Annotated in this window: 25 protein-coding genes; 10 read left to right on the top strand and 15 right to left on the bottom strand. The window is 73.0% G+C overall.

Annotated elements, in window-relative coordinates; all coding sequences use genetic code 11:
* Positions 1 to 2: 2 nt before the first annotated feature.
* The 3 genes from ACWDVG_RS07645 to ACWDVG_RS07635 all read right to left on the bottom strand — a co-directional run bounded on the left by ACWDVG_RS07645 (position 3) and on the right by ACWDVG_RS07635 (position 3,803).
* Entirely contained in the window at positions 3 to 1,019 is a 1,017-nt protein-coding gene (locus tag ACWDVG_RS07645) for an AAA family ATPase (protein ID WP_451697126.1), read from the bottom strand.
* A gap of 265 nt (positions 1,020 to 1,284) precedes the next feature.
* The gene (locus ACWDVG_RS07640) at positions 1,285 to 3,339 is read right to left on the bottom strand and encodes a VMAP-C domain-containing protein (RefSeq protein ID WP_451697124.1); all 2,055 of its coding nucleotides are present in this window, start codon (positions 3,337 to 3,339) and stop codon (positions 1,285 to 1,287) included.
* Complete coding sequence (locus tag ACWDVG_RS07635) at positions 3,336 to 3,803, bottom strand: CU044_2847 family protein (RefSeq protein ID WP_451697122.1); 468 nt, start codon at positions 3,801 to 3,803, stop codon at positions 3,336 to 3,338. Before ACWDVG_RS07635 ends, ACWDVG_RS07640 begins: the two co-directional genes overlap by 4 nt.
* Before the next feature lie 110 nt (positions 3,804 to 3,913).
* On the opposite strand from ACWDVG_RS07635, the gene ACWDVG_RS07630 reads away from it, so the two are divergent.
* Positions 3,914 to 4,099 carry a DUF6104 family protein gene (locus ACWDVG_RS07630; protein WP_037620917.1) on the top strand — a complete coding sequence of 62 codons (186 nt, stop codon included), beginning with the start codon at positions 3,914 to 3,916 and terminating at the stop codon, positions 4,097 to 4,099.
* 102 nt (positions 4,100 to 4,201) lie between these two features.
* Here ACWDVG_RS07630 and ACWDVG_RS07625 read toward each other — a convergent pair whose 3' ends face one another.
* Positions 4,202 to 5,020, bottom strand: a complete 819-nt coding sequence (locus tag ACWDVG_RS07625) for a hypothetical protein (RefSeq protein WP_451697120.1) — start codon at positions 5,018 to 5,020, stop codon at positions 4,202 to 4,204.
* A 160-nt stretch (positions 5,021 to 5,180) separates the two neighbouring features.
* On the opposite strand from ACWDVG_RS07625, the gene ACWDVG_RS07620 reads away from it, so the two are divergent.
* Together ACWDVG_RS07620 and ACWDVG_RS07615 are read left to right on the top strand one after the other, a co-directional pair.
* Entirely contained in the window at positions 5,181 to 6,059 is an 879-nt protein-coding gene (locus tag ACWDVG_RS07620) for a DUF4097 family beta strand repeat-containing protein (RefSeq protein WP_451697118.1), read from the top strand.
* A gap of 1 nt (position 6,060) precedes the next feature.
* Positions 6,061 to 6,957, top strand: coding sequence for a helix-turn-helix transcriptional regulator (locus ACWDVG_RS07615; RefSeq protein ID WP_451697116.1), 897 nt, complete (start codon positions 6,061 to 6,063; stop codon positions 6,955 to 6,957).
* Positions 6,958 to 7,002: 45 nt separating this feature from the next.
* On the opposite strand, the gene ACWDVG_RS07610 is transcribed toward ACWDVG_RS07615, so the two are convergent.
* The 3 genes from ACWDVG_RS07610 to ACWDVG_RS07600 all read right to left on the bottom strand — a co-directional run bounded on the left by ACWDVG_RS07610 (position 7,003) and on the right by ACWDVG_RS07600 (position 10,929).
* Complete coding sequence (locus ACWDVG_RS07610; RefSeq protein ID WP_451697114.1) at positions 7,003 to 8,379, bottom strand: cellulase family glycosylhydrolase; 1,377 nt, start codon at positions 8,377 to 8,379, stop codon at positions 7,003 to 7,005.
* A gap of 91 nt (positions 8,380 to 8,470) precedes the next feature.
* Positions 8,471 to 9,436, bottom strand: coding sequence for a zinc-binding dehydrogenase (locus ACWDVG_RS07605; protein WP_451697113.1), 966 nt, complete (start codon positions 9,434 to 9,436; stop codon positions 8,471 to 8,473).
* Between the two features lie 281 nt (positions 9,437 to 9,717).
* Positions 9,718 to 10,929 carry an NAD(P)-dependent malic enzyme gene (locus ACWDVG_RS07600; protein ID WP_451697111.1) on the bottom strand — a complete coding sequence of 404 codons (1,212 nt, stop codon included), beginning with the start codon at positions 10,927 to 10,929 and terminating at the stop codon, positions 9,718 to 9,720.
* A gap of 535 nt (positions 10,930 to 11,464) precedes the next feature.
* On the opposite strand from ACWDVG_RS07600, the gene ACWDVG_RS07595 reads away from it, so the two are divergent.
* The 3 genes from ACWDVG_RS07595 to ACWDVG_RS07585 are packed head-to-tail and all read left to right on the top strand — an operon-like array spanning position 11,465 to position 14,170.
* A complete protein-coding gene (locus tag ACWDVG_RS07595) occupies positions 11,465 to 12,424 on the top strand; it encodes an ABC transporter substrate-binding protein (RefSeq protein WP_451697110.1) in 960 nt (319 codons plus the stop codon).
* Positions 12,425 to 12,455: 31 nt separating this feature from the next.
* Positions 12,456 to 13,406 carry an amino acid ABC transporter permease gene (locus ACWDVG_RS07590; protein WP_451697109.1) on the top strand — a complete coding sequence of 317 codons (951 nt, stop codon included), beginning with the start codon at positions 12,456 to 12,458 and terminating at the stop codon, positions 13,404 to 13,406.
* Positions 13,403 to 14,170: an amino acid ABC transporter ATP-binding protein gene (locus tag ACWDVG_RS07585; protein WP_451697107.1), complete on the top strand. Its 768-nt coding sequence runs from the start codon at positions 13,403 to 13,405 to the stop codon at positions 14,168 to 14,170. Before ACWDVG_RS07590 ends, ACWDVG_RS07585 begins: the two co-directional genes overlap by 4 nt.
* A gap of 76 nt (positions 14,171 to 14,246) precedes the next feature.
* On the opposite strand, the gene ACWDVG_RS07580 is transcribed toward ACWDVG_RS07585, so the two are convergent.
* On the bottom strand, positions 14,247 to 14,936 hold the full coding sequence (locus ACWDVG_RS07580) for a class I SAM-dependent methyltransferase (protein WP_451697415.1): 690 nt from the start codon (positions 14,934 to 14,936) through the stop codon (positions 14,247 to 14,249).
* Positions 14,937 to 15,092: 156 nt separating this feature from the next.
* On the opposite strand from ACWDVG_RS07580, the gene ACWDVG_RS07575 reads away from it, so the two are divergent.
* Positions 15,093 to 15,722 (top strand): CGNR zinc finger domain-containing protein, encoded by a 630-nt coding sequence (locus tag ACWDVG_RS07575; RefSeq protein WP_451697105.1) that lies wholly within the window; start codon positions 15,093 to 15,095, stop codon positions 15,720 to 15,722.
* Here ACWDVG_RS07575 and sodX read toward each other — a convergent pair.
* Positions 15,626 to 16,060 carry a nickel-type superoxide dismutase maturation protease gene (sodX, locus tag ACWDVG_RS07570; protein ID WP_451697414.1) on the bottom strand — a complete coding sequence of 145 codons (435 nt, stop codon included), beginning with the start codon at positions 16,058 to 16,060 and terminating at the stop codon, positions 15,626 to 15,628. The genes ACWDVG_RS07575 and sodX overlap by 97 nt on opposite strands.
* 151 nt (positions 16,061 to 16,211) lie before the next feature.
* Here sodX and sodN point away from each other — a divergent pair, with 151 nt between their 5' ends.
* Entirely contained in the window at positions 16,212 to 16,607 is a 396-nt protein-coding gene (gene sodN, locus ACWDVG_RS07565) for a superoxide dismutase, Ni (RefSeq protein ID WP_030207400.1), read from the top strand.
* 112 nt (positions 16,608 to 16,719) lie between these two features.
* Here the strand turns inward: sodN and ACWDVG_RS07560 are convergent, their stop codons facing one another.
* The gene (locus ACWDVG_RS07560) at positions 16,720 to 17,250 is read right to left on the bottom strand and encodes an N-acetyltransferase family protein (RefSeq protein ID WP_451697103.1); all 531 of its coding nucleotides are present in this window, start codon (positions 17,248 to 17,250) and stop codon (positions 16,720 to 16,722) included.
* Positions 17,247 to 18,200 carry a LysR family transcriptional regulator gene (locus tag ACWDVG_RS07555; RefSeq protein ID WP_451697101.1) on the bottom strand — a complete coding sequence of 318 codons (954 nt, stop codon included), beginning with the start codon at positions 18,198 to 18,200 and terminating at the stop codon, positions 17,247 to 17,249. The genes ACWDVG_RS07560 and ACWDVG_RS07555 overlap by 4 nt, the downstream gene beginning before the upstream one ends.
* A 208-nt stretch (positions 18,201 to 18,408) precedes the next feature.
* Here ACWDVG_RS07555 and snpA point away from each other — a divergent pair, with 208 nt between their 5' ends.
* Positions 18,409 to 19,056, top strand: a complete 648-nt coding sequence (gene snpA, locus ACWDVG_RS07550) for a snapalysin (RefSeq protein WP_451697099.1) — start codon at positions 18,409 to 18,411, stop codon at positions 19,054 to 19,056.
* A 33-nt stretch (positions 19,057 to 19,089) separates the two neighbouring features.
* Here snpA and ACWDVG_RS07545 read toward each other — a convergent pair whose 3' ends face one another.
* From ACWDVG_RS07545 to ACWDVG_RS07535, 3 genes are read right to left on the bottom strand one after another with little or no spacing between them, the layout of a single operon-like run.
* Complete coding sequence (locus tag ACWDVG_RS07545) at positions 19,090 to 19,527, bottom strand: DUF6304 family protein (protein WP_451697097.1); 438 nt, start codon at positions 19,525 to 19,527, stop codon at positions 19,090 to 19,092.
* A 42-nt stretch (positions 19,528 to 19,569) separates the two neighbouring features.
* Positions 19,570 to 19,896 (bottom strand): hypothetical protein, encoded by a 327-nt coding sequence (locus ACWDVG_RS07540; protein ID WP_451697095.1) that lies wholly within the window; start codon positions 19,894 to 19,896, stop codon positions 19,570 to 19,572.
* Between the two features lie 39 nt (positions 19,897 to 19,935).
* Positions 19,936 to 20,517 (bottom strand): dihydrofolate reductase family protein, encoded by a 582-nt coding sequence (locus ACWDVG_RS07535; RefSeq protein WP_451697093.1) that lies wholly within the window; start codon positions 20,515 to 20,517, stop codon positions 19,936 to 19,938.
* A 132-nt stretch (positions 20,518 to 20,649) separates the two neighbouring features.
* On the opposite strand from ACWDVG_RS07535, the gene ACWDVG_RS07530 reads away from it, so the two are divergent.
* Positions 20,650 to 21,225 carry a TetR/AcrR family transcriptional regulator gene (locus tag ACWDVG_RS07530; protein WP_451697091.1) on the top strand — a complete coding sequence of 192 codons (576 nt, stop codon included), beginning with the start codon at positions 20,650 to 20,652 and terminating at the stop codon, positions 21,223 to 21,225.
* Between the two features lie 78 nt (positions 21,226 to 21,303).
* Here the strand turns inward: ACWDVG_RS07530 and ACWDVG_RS07525 are convergent, their stop codons facing one another.
* Entirely contained in the window at positions 21,304 to 22,353 is a 1,050-nt protein-coding gene (locus tag ACWDVG_RS07525) for a family 2 encapsulin nanocompartment cargo protein polyprenyl transferase (RefSeq protein ID WP_451697089.1), read from the bottom strand.
* Between the last annotated feature and the right edge of the window lie 103 nt (positions 22,354 to 22,456).

The following is a 22,456-nucleotide window of genomic DNA, read 5'->3' as shown; positions in this document are numbered from 1 at the left end:
CCTCACCTCGGCTGATCGAGCGGCTGCATGAGCATGTCCGCGATGCGTTCCCGGGTCACCCGCTCGGCGCGGGAGGTGTGCTGGGTCAGATAGAGCGCGTTGAGCAGCTGGTCGGTGGCGATGACCTCGCCGGGTTCGCGGTTCAGGAAGCGCTGGACGAGCCCCTGTTCGCCCTCGCCGGCCGCCGCCTCCGCCCCCAGGTGGGCGGCGATCATGGCGCCGAGCTGTTCCTCGCCGGGCGGTTCGAGCTCCAGGCGGATGCAGCGGCGCAGCAGGGCGGCGGGGAAGTCGCGTTCGCCGTTGGAGGTGAGGACGATGAACGGGAAGGTCGTGCAGCGGACCCGGCCGCCCTGCACGGCGACCTTGCGGCCGTCGTCGGTGAGCACCTCGACGACGGGCTCCCGGTCGGCGATGCGCTCCAGCTCCGGAATGGCGAACTCGCCCTCCTCCAAGGCGTTCAGCAGGTCGTTCGGCAGGTCGAGGTCGCACTTGTCGAGCTCGTCGATGAGCAGGACGCGGGGCTGCTCGGCGGGGAGCAGCGCGGTGCCGAGCGGGCCGAGCCGGATGTACGAGCCGATGCCGGCGGGCGTCGCGGCGGCGGAGGCGGGCGCTCCCGGCAGGGCGCGCTCCAGCTGGACGTCCTGGAGGCGGCCGATGGCGTCGTAGCGGTAGAGGCCGTCCTGCAGCGTCGACCGGCTGACGATGGGCCACTTCAGCACCCGGCCGAGCCGCAGCTCGTGGGCGACGGCGTGCGCGAGGGTGGACTTTCCGGTGCCGGGGTTCCCGGTCACGAGGAGCGGGCGGCGCAGGTACAGCGCGGCGTTGACGGCGTCGGTCTCGGCGGGCCGCGGGTGGTGGTTCTGGACGAGCCTGCGGCGCACGCCGAGCCGCCGGTCGGAACCGGCCAGGGTGTCGTCGGCGCCGCCCGCGGAGAAGTCGCGCCAGGGGGGCGGGGCGGGCAGCCGCTGTATCTCGTCGTGCGGAAGCCCGGCACCACGGTAGATCCGCCAATCGTTCACGGTGAACTCCTTTTGGCTGCGGTGTCGTTGGCGGTCCCGTCGACCGTACGCCCGTTCCCGCCCCCGAGCCCCGGCCCCCACCGGCCCGCCTGCACGCGCACGCGGGACGTGCGGGACGGGACGAATGTGGCGACGGAGGCGGGGGCGGGAACGGGCGTACGGGACGGGGGTGTACGAGGCGTGGGGGCGGCGGACGTACCGGGCCGGGGCGCTCCCGGTGGCCGGGGCGCGCCCGGCGGCGCGGGCGCGGCGCGGCGGGGCCGCCTCACAGGTCCCCCTCGCCGAGCAGGGGCGGGACTTCGAGGCGCCCGCCGTGCGGCGGCCGGTCGGGCGGGTCGTACAGGAGGGCGATGGACTCGGCCCAGGCGTAGGCGGCCCGCGTCTCCGGCCCCGCCGCACGGTCCTGCGCCCGGGTGCGCAGGGAGCGGACGGGGTTGCGCAGCCCCTCCGCCGTCAGGGCCTTCTTCAGCAGCTCCTCGGCCCGCTCGTGGAGTTCCAGGCAGTCGTCGTGGTCGTGCGCGCCGGTCCGCCAGAGGGCGAGCGGGTGCCCGGCGGCGAGCGCCGCGTTCATCGCCATCAGCCCGTCCCCGCTGCCGACGTGGCCGCAGTAGACGGGGACGGTCCCGCCCTCGACCTCGCGGAGCCGGTCGTAGGCCGCCGCCCAGGTCTCCCGGCGCACACGCGCGGTGTGGGCGTCCGCGCCCGCGCCGGGCACCTCGGCGCGCAGCGGCGCCACGCGCAACGGCCCGTTCACCGCGGCCTCCCAGCGCTCGCGCCACTCGGGCGCGGGCTCCCTGTCGTGGCGGCGGGCGTCGCGGACGACCACGATCCGGCGCTGGCCGAGCGTGGCCGCCCAGGGGTCGTCGGGGTCGAGCGGGGCCTCGACCTGCCAGGTGTCGAGCGGTTCGTCGAACAGCTCGCGGGGCAGCACGGCCTCGACGGCGGCCAGGTGGGGGCCGCTGTCGCCGCGCCGCAGGGCGTCCGCGAGCGGTTCGCGCAGGGTCTCCTTGAGCCGGGCGCGCTCGACGCCCCGGTCGTCGTCGTGCAGCGGGCTGACCGTGGTGCCGTTCAGGAGGAGCTTGACCCGCCACGGGTAGAGGTTGCCCCAGCGCGGGGTGTCGATCTCCAGGAGGACGTCGGCGCGCGCCCGGGGTTCGCGCACGGTGGCGCCGGCGTGCCGGCCCGGACTGAGGAGCCGGTCGATCGCGCGGCGCAGATGGCGGTCGGCGTCGCCCGACTCGTCGACGATCCAGCGGGAGAGCCCGGCCGTGTCGGCGCGCTCGCCGTACCGCGCGGAGACGTGCCGGACGACGTGGGCCGCGTACAGGAGGAGGGCGTCCAGGTCGAGCGTGCGGGAGTGCTCCTGGCCGGCGGCGCGCAGTCCGCGCAGGAGCCCCGCGCCCTCGCTCCACGTCCGGGGGTCGTGCTCCAGGGCGTCGGGCAGGTCGTCGTCGCGGATCCACGCCTTGACCTGGTCGACGAGGTCCATGACCTCGCCGGGCGCGGTGGGCGCGGGGAGTTCGGCGAGCCTGCCGTAGAGGTGGGTGCGCGTCCCGGGGCTCACGCCCTCCGTCCCGGCGACGGCGGCGAACCGCCGCTGGACGCGGGTCCAGTCGGGCCGGTCGTCGAGGGAGCGGTAGCGCGCGAGGTGGTGGCGGTCGTGGGCGCGCAGCGCCTCGCCCATCGCCTCCCCGCCGGGCAGGTCGTGGAGGCGGCGCAGGGCGGTGACGGGCACGACGGCGCCGCCGTCGCGTCCGCGCCCCTTGCTGACGCCGATGACGGCTCCCTGGGCGAGGTCGACGACGGGCCCGCCGGAGCAGCCCTCGACGGGCATGACGTCGTCCGTGACGTACGCCTGTCCGCTCCGCCCGATGAGCTTGCCGTGGACCTGCCGGACGTCGAGCTCCCCGGTCTCCCGTGACCAGCCGTGCAGGCTCACGTCGCCGGGCGGTACGAAGGGGCGCTCGGCGAGCCGTACGCAGGAGGCCGTTCGGGTGCCGGGCACGCGGACGAGCGCGACGTCGGGGAAGCCCCAGAAGCCGGTGCGGTCGTCGGTCCCCTCGGGGCGCGGCAGGGCGAGCACGACCGTGCCGACGGCCTCGCGCGCCGTCGTGCCGTCGTCCCAGGTGATGCCGACGGCCGGTTCGCTCCTCCACACCGCGCTTCCCCCCTCGGCCACGACATGGGCGCAGGTCAGCACCCAGCCGGGGGCGATGAAGAAGCCGGTGCCCCAGTACCGGTCGCCGTGCGGGTCATACCCGTCGCCGGGCGCGGCGATGCGTACGAGTGCGGGGCGCACGAGAGCGTCGAAGGCGCTCATGCCGTCCCGTCGGCCACCGGGCGCCGCTGCGGACCGATGTCGGGGCCGTCGGCGGGCGCGGCGGCCTCGGCGGCTGCGGCGGCGGAGGCCGCGGTGGCCTCGGCAGCCGGGGCGGCGTCCTGCGCGGGTTCCCGGGGGCCGGGTTCGGTCCAGGTCAGGGTGACGTTGACGGACGCCTTGCCCGCCCCGTCCGCGAGGACCCCGATCACCTTGCCCGACTGGGCGGAGAGCTCGATCCCGAAGCTGACGGCGACCTCGACGGGGGCCTGCGGGTCGAGCCCGGCCCGCAGCGAGCCGACGACCCCGCGCACCACGTCCGTGAGCCCGCCGGCCATCGACACGACCCGGTCGCGGACGCCGGTGTCCTGGAACCCGCCGCCTCTGCCGAGCTCCTCCGGTTCGCTGATCCTGGCCCACACGGGCGTGCCGTCGTCCAGCCGAATGCGCGCGATCCCCTGTGCCACAGCGGCCCCCCGCTCCCCGAAGCGATGTTGGATCCAGAAGGCTAATCGGTGGGACTGACGGGCGACAGGGGACGGGCAGCGCCCGGAAGGGAACGGCCTATCCTGATCGCATGTACTTCACCGACCGTGGCATCGAGGAACTGGAGAAGCGGCGCGGCGAGGAGGAGGTCACCTTCGAGTGGCTCGCCGAGCAGCTGCGGACGTTCGTCGACCTCAACCCCGACTTCGAGGTGCCGGTCGAGCGCCTCGCGACCTGGCTGGCCCGTCTGGACGACGAGGACGAGGACGACGCGTAGGCCCGCCCGGTACGAGCGGGACGCACCGTCGGCGCCCCCGCACCCCTTGGGGGTGACGGGGGCCGCTGCGTACCCGTGTGAACACCCCGCTCCGGCGGCCCGTCAGGCGTCCTCGCGCAGGCGGTCGTAGACGAGGCCGAGGAGGCCGTGGGCCAGGAGCAGGGCGCCCGCCGTGGCCCAGCCGCCACTGCGGCGGCCGAGGCCCCAGGCGAGGAGCGGGACCCCCGCCGCCAGCTGCGCCGCGGCCAGGGCGCGCGCCTTCGGGCCGCGCAGGTACGGGCCGAGGGGTCCGTGTTTCACCACGTCGAGTTCGGCGCGTACGGCGTCGCGCCGGCCCGCGCCCTCCAGTTCCTCGGCGCCCTGGGCGAGGGCGGCGGTACGGAGCCGGTCGGGGGGGCCGCCGGGGGCGAGCCCGGCGGGCAGGGCGAGGCCGGTGCGGGCGAGGACGGCGACGACGCCGAGGAGCCGGGCGCGGCCGTCGGCGTCGGGGTCGGGCGCGGCGAGCGGCTCCAGGGCCTGGACGTCGAGGACCGGGTCGAGGCCGAGCCGGTCGGCGAAGGTGCGCAGGGCCTCGTCCTCGCCGACGGGGGTGCCGTCCGCGAGCCAGGTGTAGCCGACGGTGCGGCGGAAGCCGGCGGCGAGGGTGATCCCGGCCCGGTCGCCGTCCCACCACAGGGCGAGGACGGGCCAGGTGGCTGCGGAGACGGCGAGGGCGGTGGCCCAGCCGGTGACGACCCGTTCGACGGGCTCGCCGCCGTCGAGCCAGGGTCTTCCCTCGGGTACGAGGACGCTCCAGTCGGGTCCCGCCGGGGCGAGGAGCAGCCGTTCCCCGAGGAGCCGGGCCGGCGGCCGGACCGCGGGGAGTTCGGCACGACAGAGCAGCAACGCCCCTGCGGGGCTCGGTCCGGGTGTCGCGTTCATGGGCCCTACGCTAGGTCAGTTTGTCCCGTTTCGAGGCAGATCGGGGGAGCCCTGTCAGGGAAGAGTCAGGGTTGACTTCGCCATCCCGCGATATATCGTGTCTCTCGAGAGTCGCGATATGTTGCGTTGTGTTGCGTTGTCCAAGCGGGAGGTCAGCACCATGACAGAGTGGTCCGTCACCGAGCCGGTGAAGCTGGCTCCGGCCGATCCCGTGACGCGCCTGCGGGTCCGCGTCGTCAACGGCGCGGTGAACGTGGTGGGGACGGACGAGAGTTCCGCCCGCGTGGAGATCTCCGAGATCGAGGGCCCGCCGCTGATCGTGTCGCAGGAGGGCTCGACGCTGACCGTGAGCTACGAGGACCTGCACTGGAAGGGCCTCCTCAAGTGGCTCGACCCCAAGGGCCACCGCCGCCGCGCCGTCGTCTCCGTCGCCGTCCCCGCCGGGGTCGACGTCGAGGTGGGCGTGATCGGTGCGGAGGCGGTCGTCTCCGGCATCCGCGGGCGTACGGAGGTGCGCGGCGTCACCGGCGACACCACCCTCGTCGGCCTCTCCGGCCCGGTCCGCGCCGAGAGCGTCTCGGGCAATCTCGCGGCCCAGTCCGTGACGGGCGAGCTGCGGATCAACTCGGTGACGGGGGACGTCACCGTCATCGAGGGCGCGTCGGCCTCGGTGAGGGCCGACACCGTCAGCGGGGACATGGTCATCGACCTCGACCCGGGCGAGCGGGGCGGCCCCCCTGCGGACATCCGGCTCACCAGCGTCTCCGGCGAGGTCGCCGTCCGGCTGCCCCATCCGGCCGACGCCCGGGTCGAGGCGACCACGACGAGCGGCTCCGTGTCGAACGCCTTCGAGGACCTGCGGGTGGGCGGACAGTGGGGCGCCAAGTCCGTCACGGGCACCCTCGGCTCCGGCCGGGGCACCCTGAAGGCGACCACGCTCTCCGGTTCCATCGCCCTGCTCCGCCGGCCCGAGCCGGACGAGGACACCGCCTCCTCCACCCCCACGCCCCCCACCTCCGCGACCGGAAAGGTGCTCTGAGATGCCGCCCGTCTTCGCCCACGGCCGCCTCCGGCTCTACCTCCTCAAGCTGCTCGACGAAGCCCCCCGCCACGGTTACGAGGTGATCAGGCTCCTGGAGGAGCGCTTCCAGGGGCTCTACGCCCCCTCGGCCGGCACGGTCTATCCGCGCCTCGCCAAGCTGGAGGCCGAGGGGCTCGTCACCCACGCCAGCGAGGGCGGCCGCAAGGTCTACTCGATCACCGACGCGGGCCGCGCCGAGCTGGCCGGCCGCGACGCCGAACTGGACGACCTGGAGCGGGAGATCCGCGAGTCGGTCTCGGAGCTCGCGGCGGAGATCCGTGAGGACGTGCGGGGCGCGGCCGGCCGGGTGCGCAGCGAGATGCGCGCGGCGGCGAACCGGACCCGGACGGCGGAGGGCTCGCCGTTCGCCGACGCCAAGGAGGAGCTGCGCAGGGCCAAGCAGGAGTGGAAGGAGCAGGCCCGGCAGGCCCGCGCCGAGGCCCAGTCCGCGCGACGGCAGGCGAGCGAGTTCCAGCGGATCGCCCAGCAGGTCCAGGAGCAGGTGCAGGACCGCTTCGCGCGGGGCGACTGGCCCAAGGGCGTCTGGGAGGGCCTGTCCGACATCACGGCCCAGCTGGGCGGTCTCGTGGCCGGCACGACCCACCCCAAGGCCTCCCCGGCCGAAGACCCGTTCGCGGAGACCGGCCCGGAGGCTCCGGAGTGGGCGCGCCCCGGTGAGGGCTCGGGCGACCCGGCCCGTGACCTCGACCGCCTCCTCGACCGCTTCCGCGACGAGATCCGCGACGCGGCCCGGGACCACGGGGTCACGGAGGACCAGCTGGCCGAGACCCGCCGCCACCTCGCCGCGGCGGCGGGCCACATCACCGGCCTGCTGCGCCCCCGCGCCAGAGACTGAGGCCGTACGCCCGCCCCGTCCGCGGCCCGGCCGCCCGCACGCGCCCTACCCCCGGGTCACCGTGACCGTCACGCGGGCGCCGGGGGCGGCGAGGACGCGGGCGGAGCCCGGGCCGTCGCGGAGGACGAGGGCGGGGCCCCGGGCGGTCACGCGCCAGGAGCCGGGCGGCAGGGAGAGCTCGGTGACCCGGGGACCGCGCCGGCCCGCGGAGTCGTACACGAGGCGGTAGACGCCAGCGCCGGAGTCGTACGCGGCGGAGCGGACCGTGCCCGCGACCGCCTCCGCGTACGGCTCGGCGGTGAGCTCCTTGTTCGTACGGAAGGCGCCCGAGCCGTCGACCGCGCAGTAGCCGCCGCCGTAGCACCACACGTACCCGGCCCAGCCGGAGCCGTAGCGGCCCAGCGAGGCCATCGCCTCGCGGTAGAAGCGGTTCATGTTCGGAAGGGAGTTGTTCAGAGGACCCCACTCCCCCACCACCACGGGCACCCCGTACTCCTTCGGGTACTGGGTGACGGCCCGCTCGTAGCTCTCGATCCAGCCGGCGGCCGGGTCGTAGTCGGCGCCCGCCTCCATGCCGGTGTTGTAGAAGTGCGGGGCGTAGACCACCTTCGGGTCGTCGATCCGGCCGAGCCCCGTGGGCACCCCCTCGCCGACGATCGGGGTGGGCTCGACGAAGACCCAGGCGTCCCGGTCGGCCGCGCGGACGGCGTCGGCCAGCCGGTTGTACATCGGGGTCAGCTGGTCCCGTTCGATGCGGCGGGCCGCGGTGGCGAGGTCCTCGCCCTCCCGCAGTTCACCCATGGGCTCGTTGATCAGGTCGTAGCCGAGGACCGCCGGGTGGTCGTCGAAGCGCTCGGCGAGCACCCGCCACATGCGGGCCTGGGCGCGCCGGAGGTCCTCGTCCTCGTAGAGGTGGGTGAAGGCGCGCTGCACGGCGGGCTCGAAGTACTCGGAGAACCAGTCGTCGGGCCGGGGGGTGAAGGGCAGGCCGTCGGTCCTGGTCGCCCAGGCGGGGACGCCCCGGTGGCCGAAGGCGGGGCCGAACACGTCCTGGTGGGCGTCGATGACCACCATGACCTCGTGCTTCTCGGCCCAGTCGAGGATCCGGCCAATCTTCCGCAGGTACTCCTGGCTGTAGCGGCCGGGCTCCGGTTCGAGGTCGTCCCAGAAGACGAGGAGGCGTGCGAAGTTGAAGCCCCTGGCCCGCATGTCACGGAAGTGCTTCTCGGTGATCGCGGTGAGGGCCGCGTCGCCGCGGTGGGCCTTGTCCTCGACGTTCCAGCCGCGCAGGGTGAGCGTGCGGCCCCGCGCGTCGGTGAGGGCGGGTATCGCGTCGCCGCCGCTCTCCGCGCGGGCGACGGCGGCGTTCGGGGCGAGCAGCGCGGCGGCGACCGCGGCCGCCGCGAGGGTGGTTCGCAACAAGGAAGACCTCCGGCACGACGAGGTGAGCGATGTTCACGTTTCGCGTGCCGGAGATCCCATCAGTACTTCTGATGCGTCATCAAGAGGTGGGTCAGGTGGTCTTCAGGACGATCTTCCCGAAGAGTTCGCCGGAGGCCATCTTCTCGAAGCCCTCGCGCGCCCGGTCCAGCGGCAGCACCTCGTCGATGACCGGCCGCAGCCCGGTGGTCGCGCAGAAGGAGAGCAGGTCCTCCAGCTCGTCCTTGGAGCCCATCGTCGAGCCGACGACCTTCAGCTCCAGGAAGAAGATCCGGGTCAGCTCGGCGTGCGAGGGCCGGTCGCCGCTCGTGGCGCCCGAGATGACGAGCGTGCCGCCGGGCCGCAGGGACTTCACCGAGTGCGACCAGGTCGCGGCGCCGACGGTCTCAATGACGGCGTCCACCCGCCGGGGCAGCCGCGCGCCCGGCTCGAACGCCTCCACGGCGCCCAGCTCCACGGCCCGCTTGCGCTTGGCCTCGTCGCGGCTCGTGGCATAGACCCGCAGGCCGGCCGCCCGGCCGAGGGCGATCGCGGCGGTGGCCACGCCGCCGCCCGCCCCCTGGACGAGGACCGAGTCCCCGGGGCGGACCCCGGCGTTGGTGAAGAGCATGCGGTACGCGGTGAGCCAGGCGGTCGGCAGGCAGGCGGCCTCCTCGAAGGAGAGCTCCTTGGGCTTGCGCAGCACGTTCCAGGACGGGACGGTCACGCGCTCGGCGAAGGTGCCCTGGTAGTGCTCGGTGAGGATCGAGCGGGGCTCCTTCGGCCCGACGCCGTGACCCGACTGGCCGATGACGGAGTGCAGCACGACCTCGTTGCCGTCCTCGTCGATCCCCGCCGCGTCGCAGCCGAGGATCATCGGCAGCTTCTCCTCGGGCAGTCCGACCCCGCGCAGCGACCACAGGTCGTGGTGGTTCAGCGAGGCGGCCTTGACGGTGACGGTGGTCCAGCCGGGACGCGCCTCGGGCTCGGGGCGTTCGCCGAGCTCGAGTCCGTTCAGGGGCTGGTCGCGGTCGATTCGGGCGGCATAGGCAGCGAACATGGCCCCGACCCTAGGGGCCCGCGGGCCGGTGACGGAACCACACCTCACTGTGACGCGCGCCCCACCCACCCGGCGCCCCGCCGCCGTCCACCTACCGCCACACCGGCTCCGCGCCCGCCCCCGTCCACGTACCGCCGCACCGGGCCCCGCGCCTCCGCCCCGTACGCCCACCGCCACCGGCGCGGCGCCCCCGCCCCTCGTACCCGCAAACCCCCGCACACGCGAGGGGCCCCGCCCGGGCCGTGCGGCCGGGCGGGGCCCCTCGCGGTGCTTCGGGCGCGTCAGCGGCGCGCCACACCCTCCGCGCGGGCGGCGGCGGCGACCGCGGCCGCGACGGCCGGGGCGACCCGCTCGTCGAACGGCGACGGGATCACGCAGTCGGCGGACAGCTCGTCGCCGACGACGTCCGCGATCGCGTTGGCCGCGGCGATCTTCATGCCCTCGGTGATCCGGGAGGCCCGGACCTGGAGCGCACCGGCGAAGATGCCGGGGAACGCGAGGACGTTGTTGATCTGGTTCGGGTAGTCCGAACGCCCGGTCGCCACGACGGCCGCGTACTTGTGCGCGACGTCGGGGTGGACCTCCGGGTTCGGGTTGGCCATGGCGAACACGAAGGCGTTCGGGGCCATGGCCGCGACGGCCGCCTCGGGGACCGTGCCGCCGGAGACGCCGATGAACACGTCGGCGCCCGCCAGGGCGGTCTCCAGGGAGCCGCTGAGGCCCGCCTTGTTCGTGAGCTCGGCGATCTCGCGCTTGACGTCCGTGAGGTCCTCGCGGTCACGGCTGACGATGCCCTTGCGGTCGGCGACGGCGACGTCGCCGAGCCCGGCCTCCAGGAGGAACTTGGCGATCGCGACCCCGGCCGCGCCGGCGCCGGAGATGACCGCGCGCAGGTCGCCGAGGGTCCGGCCGGTCAGCTTCGCCGCGTTCCGCAGGGCGGCCAGGGTGACGATGGCGGTGCCGTGCTGGTCGTCGTGGAAGACCGGGATGTCGAGGCGCTCCTGGAGCTTGCGCTCGATCTCGAAGCACCGCGGGGCCGAGATGTCCTCCAGGTTCACCCCTCCGAAGGACGGGGCGAGCCGGACGACGGTCTCGACGATCTCATCGGTGTCCGTGGTCGCGAGCGCGATCGGGACCGCGTCGACGCCGCCGAACTGCTTGAAGAGGATGGCCTTCCCCTCCATGACCGGGAGGGAGGCCTCCGGGCCGATGTCGCCGAGGCCGAGGACGGCCGTGCCGTCGGTGACGACCGCGACGACCTGGGACTTCCAGGTGTAGTCGTGGACCAGCTCGGGCTGCTCGGCGATAGCGGTGCACACCTTGGCGACGCCGGGCGTGTACGCGAGGGAAAGGTCGTCCTTGTCCCGGAGGGGAACGGTGGCCTGAATGGCCATCTTGCCGCCCCGGTGGAGGGCGAAGGCAGGATCGAAGGGCTCCTCGGGAGCCCCTTCCGTCCCGGTCTCGCTGTGAGGGTTGACGATCTCCGCTGCCATTGGGTTGACCCCTTAAGTCTGCTTCATTGAGGGTTGCCGCTCCCGGTTGAGGAGGGGTGGGTGGGTCCCGCGGCCGCCGTGTCTGGCAGCCGCGCGGGCACGCCGCACAACGCGCCCTGAGCCCCGGATGAGGGGTGTAAGGATCCTTCTTACCGGACGGACGGCACCGCAGACGAGTCCATAACCGCTCGGTGACACGACTCATACGCAGTGCGTGCGGACTCGGACGGAGGACGACACGTCAATCGATGTCCTGACAGATCCACGGAGCGCCCGAATGGCCGCGTTCCGCTCGTCCGAATGGCGAGATCAACCGCAGATCTTGCGGTGGCGGGGAAGTGATTCCGAAGAAGATCCTGCCCTGATGTACCGGCCTGTCGGGTTTCGGGGGTCACCCGTTACCCGATTTTGACATCCGTGGCCGTCGGTTTGAGTCGGTCCGAATGGCAAGATGCCGTAATCACACGAGGTCGCGACACTCGAAGATGCGTACGCGATCTTTGGCAACTCCCTCACAAGCCGGAGGAACCCGACCATGACCGCACGCTCCGCGCGCTGCACGACCGTCGCCAAGACCCGCACGTCCCGTCTTGCCGCGGTCGCCGCCATCGCGGTCGCCGGCTCCATGCTGCTGACCGCCTGTGGCGACCAGACGGAGGGCGGCTCGACCAAGGAGAGCGGCACCCCCGCCAACTCCGCCCCGCTGTTCTCGAAGCTGCCCGCCGACATCCAGAAGGCCGGCGTCATCAAGGTCGGCACCGACGCCTCGTACGCCCCGATGGAGTTCACCGAGGGCGGCAAGATCGTCGGTGTGGACCCCGACATCGCCGCCGCGCTCGGCAAGCAGCTCGGCGTGAAGTTCGAGTTCGTCTCGGGCACCTTCGACGGTCTGATCACCTCGATCTACACCGGCCGCCAGGACCTGATCATGTCCTCGATGACGGACAACAAGAAGCGTCAGGAAGGCCTGGACGACAACGGCAAGAAGATCGGCAAGGGCATCGACTTCGTCGACTACTTCAGCTCCGGCGTCTCGCTGCTCGTCAAGAAGGGCAACCCGCAGGGCGTCAACTCCCTCGACGACCTCTGCGGCAAGACCGTCGCCGTCCAGCGCGGCACGATCTACGAGGACACCTTCAAGGCCCAGGCCGCCAAGTGCGGCGCCAAGAAGCTCACCATCCAGGCCTTCGACACGGACGCCGAGGCCCAGACCCGCGTGAAGGCCGGCGGCGCGGTCGCCGACCTGAACGACTACCCGGTCGCCGCGTACATCGCGAAGACCTCGGGCGGCGGCAACGACTTCGAGGTCGTCGGCAGCCAGAGCGACGTCGGCCTCTTCGGCATCGGCGTCTCCAAGGAGAACACCCAGCTCCGCGACGCCGTCAAGGAAGCCCTCGACGCGATCATCAAGGACGGCACCTACGCCGAGGTCCTGAAGAAGTGGGACGTCGAGGACAGCGCGGTCAAGTCGGCCACGATCAACGCCGGCAAGTGACCTCTCCTCGTACCACTGAAGGGCAGTCGTGATGACTGACAAGATCAGCAAGGACTCGGCCGCCGCTCCGGCCGGGTCCGGCCCCTCGGGCAACCCGTACGAGGCGATCAAGGCGATCCCCGTACGCCACTACGGCCGCTGGGTCAGCGCCGTCGTGGTCGTGGCCCTCCTCGCATGGCTTCTCTACGCCTTCTCCCAGGGCAACATCATCTGGGACACGGTGTGGGACAAGCTGTTCGACACCTCGGTCCTGAGCGGTCTGTGGAACACGATCGTCATCAGCGTCGCCGCCATGGCGCTCGGCCTCGTGCTCGGCATCCTCTTCGCCGTCATGCGGCTCTCGAAGAACCCGGTCACCGGCGCCGTCGCCTGGCTCTACATCTGGTTCTTCCGCGGCACGCCGGTCTACGTCCAGCTGCTCGTCTGGTTCAACCTGTCGCTGATCTTCCAGTACATCGACCTGGGACCGATCTACAAGAACGAGACCGTGGACGTCATGACGCCGTTCATGGTGGCCCTGCTCGGCCTCGGCCTCAACGAGGGCGCCTACATGGCGGAGATCGTCCGCGCCGGCATCCAGTCGGTCGACGAGGGCCAGACCGAGGCGGCGCACGCGCTGGGCATGTCCCAGACGAAGACGATGGGCCGGATCGTGCTCCCGCAGGCGATGCGCGTGATCGTCCCGCCGACCGGCAACGAGTTCATCAACATGCTGAAGACCTCCTCCCTGGTCTCGGCCGTGCAGTACTCCGAGCTCCTCCGGGCCTCCTCGAACATCGGCGTCACGGCCGGCGCCGTGATGGAGATGCTCTTCGTCGCCTCCTTCTGGTACCTGGCCCTGACCAGCGTCTTCAGCGTCGGCCAGTACTACCTGGAGCGCCGTTTCGCCCGCGGTTCGACCCGCAACCTGCCGCCCACCCCGTGGCAGCGGGTCAAGACGAACCTCACCACGTTCAAGCGTTCCCCGGAGGCAACGGCATGACCGGCCAGCCCATGGTCAAGGCGGAGGGCGTCCACAAGTCGTACGGCGCCGCACACATCCTCCGCGGCATCGACCTCGAGGTCCAGAACGGCGAGGTCTTCTGCCTCGTCGGCCCGTCCGGCTCCGGCAAGTCCACCTTCCTCCGGTGCATCAACCACCTGGAGCGGATCGACGGCGGCCGGCTCTCGGTCGACGGCGAGCTGGTCGGCTACCGACAGAAGGGCGACAAGCTCTACGAGCTGAAGGACAGCGAGGTCGCGGTCCAGCGCCGGGACATCGGCATGGTCTTCCAGCGCTTCAACCTCTTCCCCCACATGACGGCCCTCGGCAACGTCATGGAGGCGCCGATCCAGGTGAAGGGCGAGTCGAAGGCCGTGGCCCGCGAGCGCGCCGAGCGCCTGCTCGACCGGGTCGGCCTGCGGGACAAGATGGGGAACTACCCCTCGCAGCTCTCCGGCGGCCAGCAGCAGCGCGTCGCCATCGCCCGCGCGCTGGCGATGGAGCCGAAGCTGATGCTCTTCGACGAGCCGACGTCGGCCCTCGACCCGGAGCTGGTCGGCGACGTCCTCGACGTCATGCGCGACCTGGCCGAGTCGGGCATGACGATGATCGTCGTGACGCACGAGATGGGCTTCGCCCGGGAGGTCGGCGACTCGCTGGTCTTCATGGACGGCGGCGTGGTCGTCGAGTCCGGCAACCCGCGGGAGGTCCTCACCAACCCGCAGCACGACCGGACGAAGGCGTTCCTCTCGAAGGTGCTGTAGGACGTATGGAAGGGGCGGTACGGGCACGGGCCCGTACCGCCCCTTCGCGCGTCGTGCGGACGACCGGCGGGCCGGGTTACTTCACGGCGAGCAGGAGCGTGTCGGAGGGCGACGCCCAGACGGCCCTGGCCTCCCCGAAGCCCGCCGCCCGCAGGGTCTCCGCGTGCCAGCGCGGCGAGGGCGTGTCGCCGTCGGCGTGCTCGCCGTAGATCTCGAAGCGGCGGGCGGTCGGCTCGGCGAGGACCGGGTCCTTGGCGGCGAGGTCCCACCAGTCGGCCCAGTCGAGGACCCCCTCCGCCTTCCCGCGGTCCATGCGGAGGTGCCGCTGCGCCCGCTCGGCCGCGTTGATCCTGGGGGTGGTCTCGTCGATCATGTGGTCGGCGTTCATGAAGACGCCGCCCTCCCGGACGAGCCCGCCGAGCTGCCCGTAGAGGGCCGCGAGGGGTTCGCTGTGCAGCCAGTGGAGGGCGGTGGCCGTGAGCACGGCGTCGTACGAGTCGTGGGGCAGCAGCGCCGGCCAGGCGGGGTCCTTGAGGTCGGCCGCCACGAAGCTGACGCGCTCGTCGTCCGCGAAGGTGCCGCGGGCGATCGCGAGGAGCGCCGGGTCGAGGTCGACGCCGGTGCTCGTGGCCTCCGGGAACCGCTTGAGGAGCCGGTCCGTGATACTTCCCGTACCGCAGGCGAGGTCGAGGACGCGGGGCTTCGGTCCGACGAGCGCCTCGACCATGTCGAGCATCACGCGGAACCGCTCCTCGCGGTCCGGCATGTACCACTCCTGCTGACGGTCCCAGCTCTCCTGCCAGGCCGCCCAGTCGGTTCCGTACAACGCCGTGCACCTACCCCTCTTCGTAATACCCTCGGGGGGAGAACAGCCGTTACCCCCCTCGCGCCCGACCCTAGCCCGCCGCCGTAAGGACTACAAGTGGAACTGGCCCATTACTCGGATTACGCCGTGCGTCTGGTCAACACCGAGGAGCCTGCCCGCAAGAAGGACTCCCTCACCTCCGTCGAGGTGATCAGGGAACTCTTCGGCTCCGCCTCCCAGATGGCCCGCCGGGTGACCGATGCCGACCTGAGCCGCTTCCGCTCGGTCCGGGCGCGGCTGCGCGCGGTCTTCGCCGCCGCCGACGAGGGCGACCACACCACCGCCGTCGACCTGCTGAACTCGCTCCTCCTTGAGTTCCCCGTCAGCCCCCAGATCTCCGGCCACGACACCCTCGACGACGAGGGCCGCCCCCGCTGGCACATGCACCTCGCCGACCACGCCTCCAACGCCACCGCCGGCTACGCCGCCATCTCGGCGATGGGCCTCGCCTTCCACCTGACGGAGTACGGCGCGGACCGGCTGGGCCTCTGCCAGGCGCCGCCCTGCCGCAACGCCTACCTCGACACCTCCACCAACCGCTCGCGCCGCTACTGCTCCGACCGCTGCGCCACCCGCGCCAACGTCGCCGCCTACCGCGCCCGCAAGCGCCAGGAGGCCGAGCGGACGGACCACACGGGCCTGACGGCCGAGACCAGCCAGGAGAGCACCACCCCGGCCGACCGCTGACGCCCGGGCGTCACCGGCCGGTACCGCGCCCGCACCCGCCCCAGCACCAGCTCGGGCGGTACGGCCCCGAAGACCCGGCTGTCCCCCTCGGCGTCCGGATTGTCCCCCAGCACCCACCAGCCGCCGTCCCGCCGCTCCACCAGCCGCTTCACGATGAGCAGGTCCTGCTGCAACGGATGCCGCAGCACGGCCACACAACCGGCCCGCAGCCGCGCCCCGTAGTGCACCAGCAGCCGGTCGCCGTGCAGCAGCGTGGGCACCATCGACACCCCCGTCACCTCGGCGATCCCGAACGGCGCCCCGCCCTCCGCCACCCGCGCCCGCCGCGCGTCCGTCATCTCCGGCACCTCCCGGCCCTTCGTCCACTCGTACACGAGTCCCATGGTGACCCTGGACTTTTGGCCTAAGCCCCAGGGGGCGCTCGCGAAAACACCCTTCTCACCGAGTAATCTCCCACTTGAGAAGACGATCACGAGGAAGGACGGCTCAATGCTCTCCCGCCTGTTTGCCCCCAAGGTCAAGGTCAGCGCCCACTGCGACCTCCCCTGCGGCGTGTACGACCCCGCCCAGGCCCGCATCGAGGCCGAGTCGGTCAAGGCTGTCCAGGAGAAGTACCAGGCCAACGAGGACCCGCACTTCCGGGCCCGCGCCACGGTCATCAAGGAGCAGCGCGCCGAGCTCGCCAAGCACCACGTCTCGGTGCTCTGGAGCGACTACTTCAAGGCCCCGCACTTCGAGAAGTACCCCGAGCTCAACCAGCTGGTGAACGACACCCTGAAGGCCCTGTCGGCCGCCAAGGCGTCGACGGACCCGAAGACGGGCGAGAAGGCGCTGGAGCTCATCGCCGAGATCGACCGCATCTTCTGGGAGACGAAGAAGGCCTGACCCAGGCTTCCCTCTCCCCCTGCCCCACGGCAGGACTGAGGACGACGGCACGGCCCGCCCGGTCACCCCGGGGCGGGCCGTTGCCGTTTCCGGGATCGCCGGGCGGGGCCGGTCAGTGGGGAGCGGGGCGGGACGGCAGGCTGAAGCGGCGCTTTTCCTTGGAGGTGGCGCCCAGGCGGTCGTAGAAGCGGATGGCGCCCTCGTTCCAGGTGGGCGTCTGCCACTGGATCTCGGTGAGGCCGAGTGCCCGGGCCTCCTCGCGGACCGCGGCCATGAGGAGGGGGCCGAGGCCGTGGCCGCGGGCCGGGTCGGTCAGATAGAGGCAGTCCATGTGGAGGTACTCGGCGGCGTCCCAGGTGGAGAGTTCGGGGGCGCAGGTTGCGTAGCCCACCAGGCGGCCGTCGGGGAGCTCGGCGACCAGGCAGCGCAGGCGCGTGGGCGCGGGGCCGAAGAGAAGGGCTTCCAGGCGGGCGGCGAGTCCGGGTGCCGGGGGCGCCGCCTTCTCGTACGCGGCGTGCTCGGCGGCCAGTTCGGCGACGCGCGGCAGGTCCTCGGGGTGGGCGTGACGGACGCGGGCGGAGGCGGCGCGGGCCGCATCGGTGCCGGTGGAGGCGGCGCGGGTGGGGGGCTCGGGGGTGGTCATGGGGTCATGATGCACGGCACCGCCAGGCCGCGGCTCCGGAGCCAGGCGCGGTACGGGGCCGCGCGCAGGGCCGCCTCGCGGTAGGCGTCGGCCAGGTCCGCGTAGAGGCGGTCCAGGGGCGCTCCCTGGCGGGCGTACAGCAGGAGCCGTACGGCGAGGGGGTCGCCGCGCAGGGGGCGGATGGCCATGTCGTCCCGCGGGCCGGAGGTCGGCTGGCAGGGGGCGACGGCCTCGCCGAGGGCGACGAGCGAGGCGGCGGTGAGGTAGTCGCCGTGGAGGACGGGCGGGTCGATGCCCGCCGCGTCGAGGACCCGGCGCAGGCCGTCCCATTCGCCGTCCACGGTGGGGTCGACCATCCAGTGGTCGCGGGCGAGGTCGGCGAGGTCCACGACGGCGCGGGCCGCGGCCGGGTGGTGACGGGCCAGGGAGATGAACTGCGGTTCGCGGGCGACGAGGACGCGCTCCTGGAGGCCGTCCGGGACCCGTAAGGGGCAGCCCTCCACCTCGTGGACGAACGCCACGTCGAGCTGCCCGTCGGCGACCGTGCGCAGCAGGGCGTGGGCGGAGACGTCCACGCGCAGCCCGACGTCCGTGCCGGGGAGCCGTCGGCGCAGGCGGCGCAGCCAGCCGGGGAGCGCCCTGCTGGCGGTGGAGCCGACCCGCAGGGACGGCCCGCCGGCGCGGGTGGCCGCGGCCCGGGTCTCGGTGACGAGGGCGGCCATGTCGGCGACCAGGGGGCGGGCCCGGCTGAGCACGCTGCGGCCGAGGGGCGTCGGCAGGCAGCCGGTGCGGCCGCGGGAGAAGAGGGGGGCGCCGATCGAGTTCTCGATGCGGCGGAGCTGGGTGGTCAACGAGGGCTGGCTCATGCCGAGTTGGCGTGCCGCCTTGTGCAGGCTGCCCGTGTCCGCGATGGCGCAGAGCGCGCGCAGGTGTCTCACCTCCAGTTCCATGCCCCGAGGGTAGGGGGGCGCCCGGGTGGCACACCAGACATCCGGACGGGGCCGTTCGCCTTGTTTCCCAAGGGAGTTGGAGGGGCGCGAGGAGGATGCGGAGGGTCTCGCGGAGGGGTGATGCGGTGGGGCTATCGCCAGGTGACATCATCCCCACGCGCCCCGGCTCCCCCGACACTCTCTCCGACCCCTACAGGAGGAGCCCCCCATGCGACACCCCAAGGTCCTCACCGCCGCCCTGGCCGCCACCCTCGGCCTCGGTCTCGCCGCCACCCTCGGCGCGGCGCCCGCGTCCGCCGGGACCGGCGCCGTGGCCCGCGCCGAAGCCACCGTGGCGTACGCCGGTTCGGCCGAGGAGGCGCAGGCGAACCGCGCGTTCTTCGAGGCCGTCGTGAAGTCGGTGGCGAAGAAGCGGGCCGCCACCCCCGGCGCCACCGCCGTCACCGTCGTCTACAGCGCCGCCAACGCGCCGAGCTTCCGCACCCAGATCGCGCGCTCCACCCAGATATGGAACAGCTCGGTGGTGAACGTCCGGCTGGTGGAGGGCAGCAACCCGGACTTCCGGTACTACGAGGGCAATGACTCGCGCGGTTCGTACGCGAGCACGGACGGGCACGGCAACGGCTACATCTTCCTCGACTACCGGCAGAACCAGCTCTACAACTCGACCCGGGTGACGGCCCACGAGACCGGGCACGTGCTGGGCCTGCCGGACCACTACAGCGGTCCGTGCAGCGAGCTGATGTCGGGCGGCGGCCCCGGCACGTCCTGCCAGAACGCGCAGCCGGACGCCCGGGAGCGGGCCCGTGTCGACCAGTTGTGGCAGTACGGGCTCGCCTCGGCGTTCAAGGGCTGAGCCGCCCGGCACCATGCCGGGCGGCGCCGACGGTCAGGCGGTCTGGAGCAGCCTCCGGCCGAAGTCGGCGCCGTCCGGCAGCTGGCGCCGCACCCGTGCGAGCGCCTCGTCGAAGTCGCCCCCGGCGACGACGGCCTCGAAGGCGGCGCCCCCGTAGTGGAGGGTGAGGCTGAGGTCGGCGCGCTCGCCGAGCGTCAGCAGGCAGCTGAGCGTGGCCTGCTGGGCGTCCCCGTCGAGGACGACGGGGAGCGGCAGGTCCCATTCGAGGACGCATCCGGTGAGGGCCCGGCCGCCCTCGCCGGCGCTTGTGTCGGGGGCGGTCGCGGTGAGCGCGGCGAAGCCGGTGCCCGCGTACTCGACCCCCCTGATCCGGGTGGTCACGCGCCGCCCGTCGGCCGTGATGACGATCGCTTCCGCGCCGCTGCGGTCCCGGTACCAGCCGGTCCAGACTTCTGTCGACTCCGATGACATGCGCGGACTGTAGCGGTATGACCGGCTCCGGCGCGCGTCCGGTCACCCTGTGGCCGGACTTCTCCCGTTCTCGCCGTTCTTGCCGGTCACATGCGTGGTAGCGGCTTCCGTGTGCGGGCCGGCGGCCTCCGCGGCAGACGCCTCCGGGCGCGGGGTGGCGGCTTCCGCGTGCGAGGTGGCGGCTTCCGCGCCGTGGCCGCCCTCGTAGAGCCCGCACTCCGGGTTGTGGCAGGGCTGGACCTTCCACTCCGGCACCCAGGCCCCGAGGACCTTGTGCCGGGTGGCGGTCAGTTCGCGCCGCTGCCCGCAGTCCGGGCAGTGGGGCTCGGCCCGGGGGTCGCGCAGCGTGCGGGGCACCTCGTCACCCATGCCTCCAGGGTAGGCCGCCCGGCGCACGGGCGCCCCTCGTCACCGCTTCCTGGTGTACGTGCGGACGAGGACGCCGTTGTCGAAGGTGCGGACGGCACCGAGCTCGAAGTCCCGGGGCTCGAAGCCGGCGCCGAACATCGGCATGCCGGAGCCGTACACCTGCGGGTAGGTCTTGATGACCAGCTCGTCGATCTCCTCGATGAGCTCCCCGGCGACGAGGGAGCCGCCGCAGAGGTAGATGCCGAGGGGGCTGTCCTCGGCCTTGAGCGCGCGGATCCGGCCGACGAGGTCGTCGGCGATCAGTTCGACGTTGGGGTGGGGCGACTCGGCCAGCGAACGGGTGGCGACGAACTCCCGCAGGTGGTTGTACGGGCTGGTGACGCCGATGTCGAGGGCGAGCTGGTACGACCTCATCCCCTGCACCACGGTGTCGAAGTGCTTGTTCGCACCGTCGATCCCGAAGGTCTCGCGCCCCTGCGTGGGGACGGTCTCGGGGTACTCGTCCTTCATGTACTCCATGTACGGGGCGTCGAGGTACTTGTACATGGAGGTGGCGTCGCCGTCGGGGTCGCCGATGAAGCCGTCGATGGAGCAGGCGATGTAGTACGTGAGCTTGCGCAAACCGGTCCTCTTCGTCTCGGGGCGTGGCCGCGATCGCAACCACGACAGTTATAGTGCTTCAGTTGTAGTGGTTGCGCAAGGCCTATGTTCGAAGAGTTTTCGGAGAACGCGTACAGCACGGAAGGAGCCCACGTGGCGAGGAACCCGGAACGCCGCACGGCGCTGCTCGACGCCGCGATCGAGGTGCTGGCGGACGAAGGTGCCCGCGGGCTGACCTTCCGGGCGGTCGACGCCCGGGCGGGGGTCCCCACGGGCACCTCGTCCAACTACTTCAGCGACCGGGACCGGCTGCTCTCCCAGGTCGCCGACCGGATCTTCGTACGGCTGACGCCGGAGCCCGGCGCCGTCGACGCCGCCCTGCTGCCGGAGCCCAGCCGCGAGCTGGTCGTCGAGCTGATGCGCTGGCTCGCGCGCCGCATGGCCGCCCAGCGCGCCTGCTACCTCGGCCTCTTCGAGCTGCGCCTGGAGGCCACGCGGCGGCCCGAGCTGCGGAGCCGTTTCACCGAGGTGCTCAAGGCCGATCTGGACCTGAACATCCGGCTGCACCTGGAGGCGCACATGCCGGGCGACGCCGACACGGTCCGCCTGCTCTACTTCGCCCTCAACGGGTTGCTGCTCGACCACTTCACCGTGCCCGGGCTGCACGACGAACGGGACCTGGACGCGCTCATCGAGACCGTCGTCCGGCGGATCGTCCCGGAATCCTGAGGCGCGCGACCGTGCGGCCGGCGCCGCGAGGACGCGACGCCGGTGACGCCTGTGCCGTCGACGGCGGCCGCTCAGCGCTCAGCGGGTGCGTCGCGTCACGAACTCGGCGAGCGCGAGCAGGTCCTCCGCCGCCGACAGGTCGGGAACGGCCCGCGCCAGGTGCTCGACGGCCCGGCCCATGTGCTCGGCCGCCCGGGCCTGCGCCCAGTCCCGGCCCCCGGCCCGCTCGACCGCGTCGGCCGCCGCCCGTACGGCCCGCGCGTCCAGCGTCGTACGGGAGTAGAGCTCGGCCAGCTCCTCCCCGGCCGCGGTCCCGGAGGCGAGGGCGGCCACCACGGGCAGGGACTTCTTGCGGGCGGCCAGGTCGGCCCCGGCGGGCTTGCCGGTCCGCTCCGGGTCGCCCCAGATGCCGATCAGGTCGTCGATGAGCTGGAAGGCGAGCCCCGCCTCCCGGCCGAACGCGTCGAGCGCCGCGACCTCCTCGTCCCCCGCGCCCGCGTAGAGCGCGCCGATGGCGCAGGAGCAACCGAGCAGGGCCCCGGTCTTGGCCGTGGCCATCGCCACGCACTCGTCGAGGGAGACCTCGCCGGGGGCGCGCTGTTCGAAGGCGCAGTCGGCCTGCTGGCCCGCGCAGAGCTCGATGACGCAGGCGGCCAGCCGCGCCGCGGCCGCCGCCGAGGCGGGGTGCGGGTCCTCGGCGAGGATGCGCAGCGCGAGGGCGCTCATCGCGTCCCCGGCCATCAGGGCGTCCGGGATACCGAAGACGGTCCAGGCGGTGGGCCGGTGCCGGCGGGTCGGGTCCTCGTCGACGATGTCGTCGTGGAGGAGGGTGAAGTTGTGGGCGAGTTCGACGGCGGCGGCCGCCTTGACGGCCTGCTCCGGGTCGGCGCCGAGCGCCCGCGTGGCGGCGAGCACGAGGGCCGGCCGGATGGCCTTGCCGGGCGGCCCGACGGACGGGGAGCCGTCGGCGTCCTCCCAGCCGAAGTGGTACATGGCGACCCGCCGTATGGAGGCGGGCAAGGACTCCACCGTGGCGCGCAGTTGGGGGGTGACGGCGGTCCGCGTGCGGTCGAGGAGGGTCACGGCGCCCCGGCTGCCGGTGGCGGGGTCCGCGCTGGTCGTGGTCACGGTGTCGTCCTTCGGGTGTGGGGCCCGGCCCGGCCCGCGGCCGTGTGGGGCGGGCGCGGGCCGGGCCGGGTGGATCGGGGTCGGGTGGACCGGGGTCCGGGCG

Source organism: Streptomyces sp. NPDC003327 (assembly GCF_053589515.1).
The sequence above is the reverse complement of the archived record's forward strand: the minus strand, read 5'-3'. Positions and strand labels throughout refer to the sequence as shown.

Excerpts from the sequence above, each read along its gene's own strand:
- ACWDVG_RS07640 (WP_451697124.1), bottom strand. The coding sequence starts at position 3,339 with ATGAGCGCCTTCGACGCTCTCGTGCGCCCCGCACTCGTACGCATCGCC.
- ACWDVG_RS07630 (WP_037620917.1), top strand. The coding sequence starts at position 3,914 with ATGTACTTCACCGACCGTGGCATCGAGGAACTGGAGAAGCGGCGCGGC.
- ACWDVG_RS07625 (WP_451697120.1), bottom strand. The coding sequence starts at position 5,020 with ATGAACGCGACACCCGGACCGAGCCCCGCAGGGGCGTTGCTGCTCTGT.
- ACWDVG_RS07620 (WP_451697118.1), top strand. The coding sequence starts at position 5,181 with ATGACAGAGTGGTCCGTCACCGAGCCGGTGAAGCTGGCTCCGGCCGAT.
- ACWDVG_RS07615 (WP_451697116.1), top strand. The coding sequence starts at position 6,061 with ATGCCGCCCGTCTTCGCCCACGGCCGCCTCCGGCTCTACCTCCTCAAG.
- ACWDVG_RS07605 (WP_451697113.1), bottom strand. The coding sequence starts at position 9,436 with ATGTTCGCTGCCTATGCCGCCCGAATCGACCGCGACCAGCCCCTGAAC.
- ACWDVG_RS07600 (WP_451697111.1), bottom strand. The coding sequence starts at position 10,929 with ATGGCAGCGGAGATCGTCAACCCTCACAGCGAGACCGGGACGGAAGGG.
- ACWDVG_RS07595 (WP_451697110.1), top strand. The coding sequence starts at position 11,465 with ATGACCGCACGCTCCGCGCGCTGCACGACCGTCGCCAAGACCCGCACG.
- ACWDVG_RS07590 (WP_451697109.1), top strand. The coding sequence starts at position 12,456 with ATGACTGACAAGATCAGCAAGGACTCGGCCGCCGCTCCGGCCGGGTCC.
- ACWDVG_RS07585 (WP_451697107.1), top strand. The coding sequence starts at position 13,403 with ATGACCGGCCAGCCCATGGTCAAGGCGGAGGGCGTCCACAAGTCGTAC.
- ACWDVG_RS07580 (WP_451697415.1), bottom strand. The coding sequence starts at position 14,936 with ATGCCGGACCGCGAGGAGCGGTTCCGCGTGATGCTCGACATGGTCGAG.
- sodX (WP_451697414.1), bottom strand. The coding sequence starts at position 16,060 with ATGACGGACGCGCGGCGGGCGCGGGTGGCGGAGGGCGGGGCGCCGTTC.
- sodN (WP_030207400.1), top strand. The coding sequence starts at position 16,212 with ATGCTCTCCCGCCTGTTTGCCCCCAAGGTCAAGGTCAGCGCCCACTGC.
- ACWDVG_RS07560 (WP_451697103.1), bottom strand. The coding sequence starts at position 17,250 with ATGACCACCCCCGAGCCCCCCACCCGCGCCGCCTCCACCGGCACCGAT.
- ACWDVG_RS07555 (WP_451697101.1), bottom strand. The coding sequence starts at position 18,200 with ATGGAACTGGAGGTGAGACACCTGCGCGCGCTCTGCGCCATCGCGGAC.
- snpA (WP_451697099.1), top strand. The coding sequence starts at position 18,409 with ATGCGACACCCCAAGGTCCTCACCGCCGCCCTGGCCGCCACCCTCGGC.
- ACWDVG_RS07545 (WP_451697097.1), bottom strand. The coding sequence starts at position 19,527 with ATGTCATCGGAGTCGACAGAAGTCTGGACCGGCTGGTACCGGGACCGC.
- ACWDVG_RS07540 (WP_451697095.1), bottom strand. The coding sequence starts at position 19,896 with ATGGGTGACGAGGTGCCCCGCACGCTGCGCGACCCCCGGGCCGAGCCC.